This window comes from Pedobacter sp. MR22-3, assembly GCF_026240075.1.
In the GTDB taxonomy this organism is placed as follows: Bacteria; Bacteroidota; Bacteroidia; order Sphingobacteriales; family Sphingobacteriaceae; genus Pedobacter.
The window spans coordinates 345,111-358,565 of the sequence record NZ_JAPIVF010000004.1 but is presented as its reverse complement, the minus strand read 5'-3'; the positions used below and the strand labels follow the sequence as shown (position 1 = coordinate 358,565).

Here is a 13,455-nt window from a genome sequence, read left to right as displayed (position 1 = left end):
ACAAAATAATGCGATTGATAAGAACCATTTATATTCTGCTTTTTTGTTTGCCGCTATCTACCAAGGCCATCTCTATCGATTCTGCTCAGGTAGGCTTAAATAAATCTGCAGCAAAGGGATTAATCAAAAGAATGCTTCCTGAATTTTACAGCCATTTTGAAGTAGAAGAAATCCCAGCAGAAGCAGGAAAGGATGTTTTCGAGATTTTTGCAAAAGGGGACAAAATTGTGTTGAAAGGAAATAATGGGGTATCGGTGGCGAGCGCATTTAATTACTATCTAAAGCACATTGCCCACTGTCAAATCAGCTGGAATGGTTCGAACAAAAAACTTTCATTACCCTTGCCAAAACCTGCTGGCACCATTCGCAGATTAAGTCCGCATAATTACAGGTACTACCTCAATTATTGCACCTTTAATTACTCAATGAGCTGGTGGGATTGGAACCGCTGGCAGTGGGAGATCGATTGGATGGCCATGAATGGCATCAATACGCCGCTCGCCTTGACAGGTCAAAACATTATTCATTCAAGGGTTTACAAGAGTTTAGGCTTTACCTCTAAAGATCTTGAAGGTTTTTTCAGTGGCCCGGCCTACTTCAGTTGGTTTTGGATGGGAAATCTGGATGGATGGGGTGGCCCCCTTCCTCAAAGTTGGATGCTGAGCCATGAGAAGCTTCAGAAGAAGATACTCACCAGAGAACGCGAACTGGGTATGAAACCCATTCTACCCGCCTTTACAGGTCATGTTCCGCCTGCTTTTAAAACACGGTTTCCCAACGCTAAGCTAAATAAAACCAGCTGGAACAATAAATTTCCAGAGGTATATCTCTTAAACCCAGACGATCCGATGTTCACCAAAATTGGGCGTATGTTTATCAACGAGCAAAAAAAGGCTTATGGAACAGATCACCTGTATTCCTCAGATACCTTCAATGAAAATAAACCGCCATCAAATGATTCAGTTTTCCTAGCCGATATTTCCAAAAATGTGTATGCCTCTATGGCCTCCGCAGATCCAATGGCAGTATGGATTATGCAGGGATGGCTGTTTCACTTTTCCGCAAGTTTTTGGCAAGAACCTCAAATGAAAGCCATGCTCAATGCGGTACCTAACGATAAAATGATTATTTTGGATTTGTGGTCAGAACGGCACCCCTTATGGAAAAAAACAAATGCCTATTATGGAAAACCATGGATTTGGAACATGCTAAGCAATTTTGGTGGTAACATCTCTATGCAGGGCATCATGAAAACCGTAGCAGAAGAACCAGCTCGGGTGCGCTCAGATCCTCAATCGGGTAAAATGGTTGGCATTGGCCTGACGCCCGAAGGTATTGAGCAAAACCCCGTGATGTATGAATTGATGATGGAAAACGCTTGGGAAGAACGGCCCATTCAGCTCGATAGCTGGTTAAAAGGTTATGCCCAACGAAGGTATGGGCAGCAAAATAACAATGCTGAGCAAGCTTGGGATTACCTTAGAAAATCAGTTTATAGCGACACCGTTACCAATGGTGGGCCAGAATCGATAATTTGTGCAAGGCCAACATTTGCCCGCTCTACCCGTGGCGTAACCACACGGTTTTCCTATGATAATCAGGATTTAGTACAAGCTTGGAAACTGCTCATCCAGGCGGCCCCAGAACTGGGTAATGCAGAGGGTTTTCAATATGACCTCGTTGATGTAAGTCGGCAGGTATTGGCCAATTACGCCAGTTATTTGCAACAAGAAACAGCAAAAGCATACCAAGAAAATAATTTGATTGTATTTAGAAAAAACAGCGCGGAATTTATCCAACTCACTGATGACATGGATGTACTCCTAAAGACCAGAAAAGATTTTCTGCTTGGGCAATGGCTCAATACCGCAAAAGCATGGGGAACCAATCAGGCAGAAAAAAACCTCTACGAGCGCAACGCAAGAAACTTAATCACCCTTTGGGGCGATGAAAACAGTACTTTACGGGAATATGCCTGTAAGCAGTGGTCAGGATTATTGAGCGGTTTCTATAAACCAAGATGGGAAAGCTTTTTCAAAACGGTAGAAGACTGCATGAACAAAAAAGTAAAGTTTGACGAAAAGCTTTTCGATGAAACCATGAAAAAGTGGGAATGGAACTGGGTAAACCAGCATGAGCACTATTCAGATCGCCCCAGCGGAGATCCAGTTTCACAATCACGCCATGTATATGAAAAGTACTATGCTCAGTTTGAGCGCAACATGCCAAAGATAAAATCAGTAAGATAGCTAAAATCAACTAACCAACTCAACCATGAACCGCAGAAACCTTTTAAAAACCATTAGCCTGACCATTGGCGCAGGGGTAATTAATACCGACATCTTTGCCAAAATTGGTGATGACGCCTACTTGTTCGATATTCCCGCAAACCCTAAGCATACCCCGATAGATAAACCCATTACCGCCATTACCCTTGGTGCAGGAAACCGCGGCACTGTATATGGAAATTTCGCAGCAACTTTTCCAGAGCTAATGAAGATTGTAGGTGTAGCTGAGCCCATTGCTTTTAGAAATGATAAATACGCCAAAAAACATAACATCATTGATGCAAATCGTTTCAATACTTGGGAAGACGTGCTCAGTAAACCCAAAATGGCCGATGCAATTATCATTTCCATGCCAGATAACCTGCATTACGCACCATGCATGGCGGCGTTGGCCAAAGGCTATGACATACTTTTAGAGAAACCCATTGCTCCAACTGAAAAGGAGTGTAGGAACATCTTAGCTCTAGCAAAAAAAACAGGCAGAATCGTAGCGGTATGTCATGTACTGCGGTATGCTCCATATTTTATTAAAATGAAAGAGCTCATCGAAAAAGGAGCAATCGGAGAGGTAATCAGCATCCAACACTTTGAACCTATTGAGCATACGCATATGGCGCACTCATATGTTCGAGGAAATTGGCATAACTCCAGGCAAACCACGCCCATAATTTTAGCCAAATCTTGCCATGATTTGGATATCATGAAATGGGTTATCAATAAAAAGGCCGAGAGAATTGTTGCTATGGGGGATTTAAAGTGGTTTAAATCTGCAAATGCACCTGAAGGAAGTACAGATAGATGCACATCAGGTTGTAAAGTTGAGCGCAGCTGTCCCTATTCGGCCATAAAGGAATATGCAGAACGAGGAAACCGCATTTCTGTGCTCGATATTCCGGAAGATTTATCGAATAAAAAAGAAGCAATTATCGAAAAGCTCAAAACCAGCGATTATGGAAGGTGTGTGTATCGGATGGATAATGATCAGCCAGACCACTACATCACGAGCATACAGTTTAGCGATCAGGTAACTGCGAATTTTTCGATGGAAGCTTTTACCGCTTACCACGATCGCAGAACCAGAATTATGGGCTCTATGGGTGATATGGTTGGAGATATGACGGAGCTTGTGCTACACGATTTTAAGACCAGAAGGGAAACCAAATTCATTCCTAAATCTGAAGACGTTGAAGGGTACAAAAATAGTGGACATGGTGGGGGAGATTGGATGCTTGTGCGCGATTTTGTTCAAGCCGTTGCAAAACAAGATGCTTCATTACTCACATCTACAATAGATGAATCTATCGAAAGCCACCTGATGGGTTTTATGGCGGAGAAAAGTCGTAAGACCGGAAAGATTATGGACATAAAGGTTTAACTGGAGATTTCGGGCACTGAACAAGCGATTCCGTAGCGAATTGAACAGTTCAGGATATTGCGGGTGCGCTACTTGAATATCTTAGCAATTAATAGGTTCTGGTGGTCAATTTTGAGGGTCTTAGTCACATTTGATGGAAATTTTTAGGGTGACTACCGATATGTTAAGTGGGCAAAGATCAAATCGCCATAGAGAATAATATCCGTGTTAAGAAAATAATTATTTTATTATGGCTTCACCGAAAGGAACGATAAACCAATTTTGAACGACAATTATTCGTTATTTGAGAAAAGTTTTACAGTATGGAATCCTTTGGCCTATTACAAATAGACCGTTTTATTAATCTTTATTCGCAAAGTACGTGAACTTAAGATATCCTCAACCGATTTGCTTATCCTTTGATAAAGTTAAAAAAAGGGATTTATTGTCAACTGCATAAAATCATTCCACTGGTAAATCGTTAAAGCTAAACTTAATCTGTAACTATGAACCAGACTGAATTTACTACTACGCTTAGCAAACATTCCGAGTTCCTGCTCTCCCATACGTATAAGTTCACGAATGACCAAGACGATGCGAAAGACCTGGTACAGGAAACTTTGATTAAAGGGATGAGGTTCGCTGAAAAATTTGATGAGGGTACAAACCTCAAAGGTTGGCTCTATATTATAATGAAAAATATATTTATCAATGAGTTCAGGAAAAACTCCAAAAAGAAAGAGCTCATAACAACGGATGATGAGATCAGTAGTTCCCAATTAACCAAAAGTGCAGCTACAATTACCTCAACGACAACATTTGCAATGGAAGATATATCAAAGGCAATGGCTTCGATAAAGCCGGAGCACGGCATACCATTTCAATTATATTTCGAGGGCTTTAAATATGAAGATATAGCCGCACAGTCGGATATTCCTGTTGGGACTGTAAAAACACATATACACCAGGCTAGAAAGTAGGTTTGAAAAAATATCTTGCGATGTATAGGCCTTAGTATTACAAACCAACCCGTGCTCATTCTTTTGTTTAGCTTCTTTTGTTTAGCGGGTTTGAATTATTTGTAAAACTAAATAACGTTAAAATATCTTCTTTTTTTGAGATATGATTTATTTGCTTTTGGCAAAACGTGGTTACAACTAAAGGAAAAATAGGGAAGGCAGTAACTCACCTTTTTCATGAGAAAGTTTTACCATTCTTTTATAACCATATATCATTTAAAATCATTTTTGCGGCTATAACGGAATTTACTATTATCTTCAAAATAATGTTCGAAATAGCCCGTTTTGAATTGATTATCAAAGTAATTATTTTTTTTGCATTCATCCCATATTCCGGCCTTGCATTGAGCAATTATCTGGCACACATTCATATATAAACCTAGGGTCAATTAAGAAACAGAGATATGGGTACGAAACCAAAAATAAAAATTAAAGATTGTACGCAAATAAGGCGTGAAATAGATAATGAATATGAAAACACCAATCAAGTCGCTTTAGCAAAATGGGCTATTGTTTGTGCTAAGCATATTTCTCAATTTTTGGATGAAGAAAACCTTGACTTCAAAGAAATCGAAGAAGGATTTAAGGTTAACGAGTTGTGGCAATATGGAAAAGCGGCCGTACACGAGGTTGGAAGGTTGGCTTTGTTATACATGGGATCGCTAGACAATGTAACTGAATTAGCGAAAAATGCTGTTCGTGCAGCCGGACAAGCAGTGGCCGTGGGGCATATGCGAGAACATGCAATGGTATGCTCGGACTACGTAATAAAAACTATTGGACTTGCGTTTTCTGATGATCTCAATAGAATCAGAGAAGAAAGGATGTGGCAGTTAAATGAAATAAGGAAATTAAAAAACAGAGCATAACAACACTTTAACTTCAACGTCAAGCCGACTTCTTCAACAGAGGTTTGGTTATTCTCCGGACTTGCATTTTAGTGCAAGTTATTCAGTGTAATCTTCGTTTTTTTAGACATTTTTCTTGTTATCGTAATTGGTGTAGGTAATTTTCTGCTCCTTAAGCAGAACTTAGCACCTTTGAAAAAATGGAAGGCCAAAAGCTGAATGCTATTGACAGTGCATACAGAATCCCAGAGATGTAAAGAATTGTGTGATCTTCTTTTTATAAATCTATCTTTTATCATAACAAGGTATATTTTCATAAATTGTGTAATCTCGGACTTGTTTTTAAGCGGATTTTGTTTAAATAATCATTAAGCTTATTTCTAGCATTCGGAAACATTACAGAATTATATTTAGATAATTTTTTTTATTATTAGAATATTTTTAAATATGCTTAAAGCACTTCCGTTATTATTGTTTCCACTAATGTTCATATTATTGTTCTACAACACACGTTGGAGGAAAATTTCAATTTATACTTGCCTCTTCTTCTTCATTTCAGGCACAATTCTTTACTTTAAAGGCTCGCAACGAATAAATAGTTATCAGTTTAGGGGTATCATTACTGGTTTGACTTATGGTCGGAATAAAGTTTCATCGGTCACAGTTGATGGAAAAATTTATAAATATGTACTTGTCGAGTTTTTTAAAGATAAAATTGCGATCGGCGATTCCCTGATTAAAAATAAGAATTCAAATGGGATGACATTGATCAAGAAATATACAAACGAAAAGATAGCGCTTAAATTTGAGGATGCAACAGGTTATGTGGAGTATGATTAGTAAAATTGGAATTCTTCTACGGGATTGTTTAGGAATACGCCGGGTACTTTTGGAGAAGCACTAAGAACAAAACCTGGATCTGATACCAGTCCGGGACCGGGGATTTTAGGTAAAGGAGAATGTAATTAATTTTGTTATGAAGAAGATAATTATTTTATCAATTGTATTGGTCACTTTAAGCCTATTTTCAGGTATTTCAATCAACAGTAATTGGTTTTTCATTTACCAATTTGAATTTATTGACTACCCCAAAATTATTGTGGCAGATAATGCTAAGATTGTAAAAATACTGCTGTGGGCCGTTGTTGTATTGGCTCATCTTGGAATTATATCACTTCCTTTTATAACAAAAACCACTTACTATAATAAAATTCTCTTTTGGGCACCTTTGATTTACCTTTTAGGATATGTTTTCTTAAGGGCAGAATTCATAGTTCTATTAATACCTTTCATAATTATTTGGTTAATCATTATGAGAGTAACTCAGCGTTCAGCAATTTCACTTAAACATTCTGTATAAGTGAATGGGATTTGATAGTGTATTAAGTAAAAGAAATTGTGTTTGTACAAGTGAATATCTTTAAGATACGAAATCTTTATATAGGTGCTAAAAGAAAAGAATGCTTAATGCAATCTTTTCTTTTATTAAGCTTTGTGTGTTGATTTTGCTTAGTACTATGATTTAGAGGTACCATATTTTTTATAAACAATTTTGTTTATTAAAATATGTTTATATTTGCATTATGGAAGCGACATTCGAAAAGTATAGAGGAATACATCCTGGAATGATTCTGGAGCGAGAGCTTAAAAAAAGAAACATCAAAAAAGGCCCTTTTGCACTTTCGCTCCACGAATATCCTCAAACACTAAATGAGGTGACTAAGGGGAAGCGTGGAATGACTCCTGCATTATCTTTAAAGATTGACAAAGCACTGGGGTTGGAAGAAGGTACAATGCTGATTCTGCAGGCCTATTTCGAAATCAAAAAGGAAAAACAGAAAGAAGGATCCAAACAGCATCCAGATTTATCCATTATCCGAAAAATACTCTTTTGGGATACAGATATCGATAAAATAGACTGGGAGAAACACTATAAATATGTTATTCAGCGCATATTCGAACGTGGGAATGACCAGGAGAAAAAAGAAATACTAAATTTTTATGGAAAAGATAAAATAAAGGCAATTACAGGTAGAGCCAACATTAATGGCAATAGTATTCCGGTAATGCTGCATAAAAAACTAAAATAGTATGTTGTATTGGAATACTGTAAATGACCTGTTGAAAAACAGCCTGATTATATTGATGCAGTCTCAGGAATTCGTTGAGTTCAGGCTCGTAGGTGGCACCGCTTTAAGCCTGCATTTAGGACATAGAATGTCGGTGGATATCGATTTGTTTACCGATGCCCCTTATCAATCCATTGATTTTGATCGTATTGAAGATTTCCTTAAAGCATCCTTTGGATATGTAGAAGGAAATTTTGGTGGCAACCCTGGTGTGGGAAAATCCTATCTGATTGGAACAGATAAGAATAACGCTGTGAAACTTGATGTATACTATTCGATGGATCCTTTTTTTCAGCCGTCCGTAACAGAAGATGGTGTACGATTGGCTACCGTAGAAGAAATCATCGCAATGAAAGTAGATGTAGTTCAAAGAGGCGGAAGAAAGAAAGATTTCTGGGACTTGCACGAAATCCTAATCCAATACAACATTAATTCCATGAAAGATCTGCATCGGCAACGTTTCGAGTGGACACATGACGAGGATTTAATCCACCAAAACTTTACCGAATTTGAAGCAGCTGATGCCGACCCAGACCCTATTTGTTTGAGAAATAAAGAATGGATCTTTATTAAAGAAGATATTGAACACGCTATGCTTAATAGTAAATTAGACTAGCTCCCTACCTTGTTCAGAATAATAGTGATGATAGACTATTGTTTATCATTATTTCACGGTTTTTTGCGAAGTAAGGTTTGCGAATCAAGGCTTTAGCATGAATGTGTCCAAATTTCTAATTCATTGCTGTGTTTGTTTACCTTGAAAAGTTTAGAGTAGGAACCATGCAACCATAATCTAATTGCTCTTGTCTTAAGTGAAAGCTTTATGTTTTAAGATAGCTGTTTAAATCAACATTCTATTTGCCCTTAATATCCATATCTGATGAAAAAACGCATTAATACCATCTCATCTATAATTTGTTCCCTATTTATCATTGGCTGTTACCAAGAAGGCAAAGCAAAGAAACAACACTCATTTGATACAATTTCAGAGAACGTCTATTTTAAAAATGCTAAGGATAATATCACTCTTGCAGGAGCGCTGTCACTCCCCAGTAAACGTGGGAGATTTCCTGCCGTTATTTTAATAAGCGGAAATGGCAAAAATAACAGGGATGAAGAATTTGGCCGCCATAAACCGTTTTTAGATGTCTCAAATTACCTAACCAGAAATGGCTTTGCAGTATTTAGGTTTGATAAAAGAGGAGTAGGGGAGTCTGAAGGTGATTTTGATTCTGCAAATTCTTTTGACTTTGCAGAAGATGTACGTGCGGCTTTAAATTATCTTTTAACTAGAAATGAGATACAAAAAAATAATATAGGTTTAATAGGGCATAGCGAAGGTGGTTTAATAGCTTCCATCATAGCATCAAATTCACCGAACATTGCATTCATTGTATCGTTAGCCGGTCCAAGCATCGCAGGGGATAAAATCTTGTTACATCAACAAAAGGCCCTAGCCAAAATGAGAGGACTTGATGACGCTAGTATAGAAATTTCTCAAAAAGCAAACCAAGGAGCATTTGAAATTGTAAAGAAATATACAAATGACCTGGTTTTAAAAAGTAAAATGGTGGAATATATCCAGGGTATTTCTGGAAATGACCCAGATAAACCAAAAAATATGACCTTTGATGAATATGTAAATGCACAAGTAACAAATATTTTAAAGCCCTGGATGGTCAATTTTTTAAGGTTCAAGCCCGGGGAATACATAAAACATATAAAGTGTCCCGTTTTAGCCCTTAATGGCTCTAAAGACCTTCAGGTCTTAGCGAAAGAAAATTTACCTGAATGGGAAAGAATCTTGAAAGAATCTGGTAATAAAAATGTAACCATCAAAGAACTTCCTAACTTAAACCACCTATTTCAAACATCTGACACTGGTTTGCCTAAGGAATACAAAGAAATAAATGAATCATTTTCGCCAATAGCTATGAAGGAAATGACGACCTGGATGAAATACACATTAAATAGATAGCTACATTATTTACCGACTTTGTTCTCTCGCTATCTTGATAGCTAAATTTAGAGACTCATCTTGCCCATTCCTAATACCATCAATTGTAGGAGTCAAAATGATATCTGGTATAATTCCCTTCAAGTGATGTTTGCTTCCATCAGCATTTTTTGTAATCATTCCCGTATAAGCAATTGTATATTTCCCAGGCAGATAAATGACGTTGATATTCCCGTTGGTACCTGAACTTGGTGTTCCTATAATCGTCACATTTGGAAGTCCTTTAACTTGTGCTAATAATGTTTCAGACGCGCTTTGAGCACTGGCATCAGTCAGAAAGTAAATTTTACCCTTTATACGAGGTGATTCCGCATTTGTCCCTGACTCATTCCGTTTATAGCCGACCTTTTTAAAATCCGGATATACAATCTGAGGAATAAAGAAAAATTGTCTCTTTTTCAACGGCTTTTTTATTAAATGGGGGAGGATATTGAAAACTTCATCGTTTACCGGATATCCGCGAAGATCTAATATGATGGCCTTTGCACTGCAAAATTGTTCCTTAATTAACTTCTTAGTCACTGAGTCACGGGAAAGATTTACGTAATATATGTGCGGTTTGAGCCAACCTTGTTTTGTATAAGGCTCATTTTCATAGCCGTTTTTATAAGTTTGACCTTTAACATTTCTTTCTAAAAGAAAAGTCCTCTTACCATTTTTCCCAGTAAAAGAGATAAGTACACTAGTATTTTTGGGGCCGTTTAATGCCATAACTAACGATTTTGATCTTTTCCACTGCGGCGATCCTGAGAAATATTTTTCCCTGGATAATAGGTATTCCATCACGTCCTGATGTTCAATGGAATCCACTATGTCCCCTAATTCGATACCAGTAAGTTTTTTGTCATTAATCTTTTTGACGATAATCTTTCCCTCTGTTTCTGTGAGCGTTAAAGCTGCCGTAGCTTCATTGTTTTCGTCTTTTGAATCTGAGAAATCAACGAACATATGTCCATCATTAATACCCGCGCACATCAGTTGTAAGGTTTTGAAAAAGTCTTCGGGGTTTTTATCCGACATCGCTTTTTTTATAGAATTGCTGAGAATGGTTTCTGCTGGTAAGGATGCGTCATTCCAATAGGGATATGAATGCTTTAAAATATTCCAGGCGATGATAACATCCGCTAATCTGACCTCAGGAAAGCTCCCGGTAATTGACGGTTTCCCTGATGAATCTTTTGGTAGTGCATTTCCCATTTCCCGCATCAGGTCTTGTGTCGAAATTTGGGCGGCGGGATAGGTATTACCTTGTTTGACGTACAATGCATATGGAACAATACATGATATTCCTTTTGCGATATCAGTCCTCAAATAGGAACCAATCTTTGTTCTTGTTGTAAAAAGCTGTTCCGGGAATTTTTTATCCTTGGTTCCGTAAGGGATATTTAGCCTGACGCTTTTATAGATACTGGTATACAAAGGAAGGCCGAATCCCAGGTGTTGCCATGATACAATGCTATAGCCTTCGATATTCGCAGGGGTAATTTTTTTAATATCAAATCGCTGTGGCGTGGATGAGGAAAAGATTTGAACGGATGGTGCTACTCTATTAAAAATACCGTTGAGCTCAGTGATAAGCTCGGTATCATTGCCTATTGAAAGCATTTTCTTGCTGCCATATACTGCAAGTAAAGCCCAGTCTTTAGGCGCTTCACTGGAAGGGTGAAAATATTGGACATAACCGTATAGCTTCGCAAATGCTTCAAGGTTTCTTTGCTGTCTTTCTGCCAATTGTGGAAAAGCTGACAGACTATAAAAAAGTGTAATGAGAATTACCAGGATACGTGTCATTTCTTTTCAATTTCTAATTTCCGTAATTTGCCGTCCTTAGACCTTATCGTTATAGTAGACCTTTCTTTCCCATCAAGGATGGGCTTTTTATTGAGCAGATCACATAGAACTACGGTTTCAAAAGATGTTCCGTCAACTTCGACAATCTGTTCACCCAAAGAAACACTACTACCTGTTTCATCCCAGACTAGGCCCACAATCATTTTATTGTTGTTAAAGGTTGGTCGAAACGGCCACTGCTTTTCAGCCAGGTCTATCTCTTTAGCATTTCCTTCAAAATACAACTTCTGGTGTATGAAGTCAATTGTAACAACCCCATAATCAAGCATTTTAGAACCCAATCTTGCTCCTGACCCTTTACTTGTTACAGTCATCACATTTTTTAGATGTACGTCAGCAATGTTGAAAGTTAGAAATTTCAATAAGAACTTTTGATTATCTTTTTCCAAGCCAAATGCTCCTATCTGATTGGCCCCATAACCCTTAAAGACTGTTTCGTAAACTTTCGCTTTTTTAAGTTGGTCCATCGAAGTTTCAGAAAGTGAGAGCAGGCCATTGTCACCTGTATCAAAATTTACCGGCATTGTTGAATTGCCCGAGAGCTGCACTCTAAATACAGGATAGCTCTGAATGGTATCTAAGAAGAGACTAATTCCCTTCTTGTCCGCTAGCTGAAGTTTTTCAGCCAGATCGGTAATGACTATGGTCTTTTTCTGGTTGTTTATTTGGATGATCGAATTCCTTAGTAAATTGCTTCCTAAAATACCGTCGACATTCCAGCATTTAAAAAAGTCGGGAACTCCGACAATCGCTGGTATACCATTGAAGTTAAGGTTACCGAAGCAAATATCCTTAAGGATGACCGTCTGGCTAGATATATTTTTACCATTTACATCTTTTACTTGATCATTCTGAAGTTTCTCCGCATTTACTGCCGTTAAGATTTTTGAACTTAGGCACATCGGAGCCCCTGTATCAAACAGAAAGTTATAATCGATCCCATTGATTTTGACTTTGACTATCATTTTGCCATTTATATCCTGATAGGGTATTTCCTCAAAATAATTAGTTGATTTTGTTCCGCCTCTATTATAGGAAAGACTCTGCGAAAAACTATACTCAGTTATGAGCAAAAAAAAAGCGATAAATAAAATTTTATACATGACCCTGTTTTAATCCGAAACTAATTAAAATTAGCGAAGCGGATAAGCGTGCGCGGGAACTTTAACTATAATTAACATCCCGGATCGGTTTGGCCTGCATGTGTATGGGGATAAAACAGCCATTTCCTTTAATCTTCATTATCGAAATTGAACCTAGAATAATAAATTATAGAAACATGCGAATCTTTGGTTAAGAACCTGAATAGTTACCATTTTTTATTATTTATCTTAGCAGATGCTTTACAGTAAATTAAGTGATCAGGATCTGGTTCACTTTTTAAAAAAGGGTGATTCTGATGCATTTACAGTTCTATACGACAGGTATAAGGAACTGATGTATGTATATGCATGCAAAATTGTAAAGGATTTCGATATCGCCGAAGATTTAGTGCAGGATGTTTTTATTTCCATATGGGAAAAACGCGAAACGCTTGCTTTTGATTCATTAGTTTCCAGCTATCTATATTCCGCAGTAAGATATAGGTTTTTCGATCTGGTGGACATGCAAAAAGTAAGGACTGATTATGCCAAAAGTCTTCAGCTTTTTCTTGATAAAGGAGAATTTTCGATAGATAATTATATGGCTGAGAAAGAGCTTACTCAAGCCATAGAAAGGGAGATAGCATATCTTCCAGCTAAAATGCGGGAAATATTTATTTTAAGCAGAAAGGCAAATTTGAAAAATGCTGAGATTGCCGGACATTTAGGTATATCAGAGAAAACAGTAAAAAATCAGGTCAGTTTAGCATTGAGAGAATTGCGGAAAAAGCTTGGGCTTTTGATATCTCTGTTTTTATGAATTTGATAAGAGCGATTTTTCTCTAGATTTTGCTTTAACTATTTTTT

12 protein-coding genes are annotated in these 13,455 nt (G+C 37.5%); 10 read left to right on the top strand and 2 right to left on the bottom strand.

The features are described 5' to 3' along the window. The first annotated feature begins 8 nt into the window (after positions 1 to 8). The 9 genes from OQ267_RS11385 to OQ267_RS11345 all read left to right on the top strand — a co-directional run bounded on the left by OQ267_RS11385 (position 9) and on the right by OQ267_RS11345 (position 9,616). The gene (locus OQ267_RS11385; protein ID WP_265836014.1) at positions 9 to 2,249 is read left to right on the top strand and encodes an alpha-N-acetylglucosaminidase; all 2,241 of its coding nucleotides are present in this window, start codon (positions 9 to 11) and stop codon (positions 2,247 to 2,249) included. Between the two features lie 25 nt (positions 2,250 to 2,274). Beyond that, positions 2,275 to 3,663, top strand: a complete 1,389-nt coding sequence (locus OQ267_RS11380) for a Gfo/Idh/MocA family protein (RefSeq protein WP_265836013.1) — start codon at positions 2,275 to 2,277, stop codon at positions 3,661 to 3,663. A gap of 485 nt (positions 3,664 to 4,148) precedes the next feature. Continuing rightward, positions 4,149 to 4,622: an RNA polymerase sigma factor gene (locus tag OQ267_RS11375; RefSeq protein WP_265836012.1), complete on the top strand. Its 474-nt coding sequence runs from the start codon at positions 4,149 to 4,151 to the stop codon at positions 4,620 to 4,622. Between the two features lie 443 nt (positions 4,623 to 5,065). After that, the gene (locus OQ267_RS11370; protein WP_265836011.1) at positions 5,066 to 5,530 is read left to right on the top strand and encodes a putative immunity protein; all 465 of its coding nucleotides are present in this window, start codon (positions 5,066 to 5,068) and stop codon (positions 5,528 to 5,530) included. Positions 5,531 to 5,956: 426 nt separating this feature from the next. Beyond that, positions 5,957 to 6,349, top strand: a complete 393-nt coding sequence (locus tag OQ267_RS11365; RefSeq protein WP_265836010.1) for a hypothetical protein — start codon at positions 5,957 to 5,959, stop codon at positions 6,347 to 6,349. Positions 6,350 to 6,485: 136 nt separating this feature from the next. Then, positions 6,486 to 6,869, top strand: a complete 384-nt coding sequence (locus OQ267_RS11360; protein WP_265836009.1) for a hypothetical protein — start codon at positions 6,486 to 6,488, stop codon at positions 6,867 to 6,869. A gap of 223 nt (positions 6,870 to 7,092) precedes the next feature. Then, positions 7,093 to 7,599: a helix-turn-helix transcriptional regulator gene (locus OQ267_RS11355; protein WP_265836008.1), complete on the top strand. Its 507-nt coding sequence runs from the start codon at positions 7,093 to 7,095 to the stop codon at positions 7,597 to 7,599. A gap of 1 nt (position 7,600) precedes the next feature. Continuing rightward, a complete protein-coding gene (locus OQ267_RS11350; protein WP_265836007.1) occupies positions 7,601 to 8,254 on the top strand; it encodes a nucleotidyl transferase AbiEii/AbiGii toxin family protein in 654 nt (217 codons plus the stop codon). A 264-nt stretch (positions 8,255 to 8,518) separates the two neighbouring features. Next, positions 8,519 to 9,616, top strand: coding sequence for an alpha/beta hydrolase family protein (locus tag OQ267_RS11345; protein WP_265836006.1), 1,098 nt, complete (start codon positions 8,519 to 8,521; stop codon positions 9,614 to 9,616). 9 nt (positions 9,617 to 9,625) lie between these two features. On the opposite strand, the gene OQ267_RS11340 is transcribed toward OQ267_RS11345, so the two are convergent. Together OQ267_RS11340 and OQ267_RS11335 are read right to left on the bottom strand one after the other, a co-directional pair. Then, positions 9,626 to 11,446, bottom strand: coding sequence for a S41 family peptidase (locus OQ267_RS11340; protein ID WP_265836005.1), 1,821 nt, complete (start codon positions 11,444 to 11,446; stop codon positions 9,626 to 9,628). Continuing rightward, on the bottom strand, positions 11,443 to 12,609 hold the full coding sequence (locus OQ267_RS11335; protein WP_265836004.1) for a retropepsin-like aspartic protease: 1,167 nt from the start codon (positions 12,607 to 12,609) through the stop codon (positions 11,443 to 11,445). Before OQ267_RS11335 ends, OQ267_RS11340 begins: the two co-directional genes overlap by 4 nt. A 235-nt stretch (positions 12,610 to 12,844) precedes the next feature. Here OQ267_RS11335 and OQ267_RS11330 point away from each other — a divergent pair, with 235 nt between their 5' ends. After that, complete coding sequence (locus OQ267_RS11330; RefSeq protein ID WP_265836003.1) at positions 12,845 to 13,408, top strand: RNA polymerase sigma-70 factor; 564 nt, start codon at positions 12,845 to 12,847, stop codon at positions 13,406 to 13,408. Positions 13,409 to 13,455 lie beyond the last annotated feature (47 nt).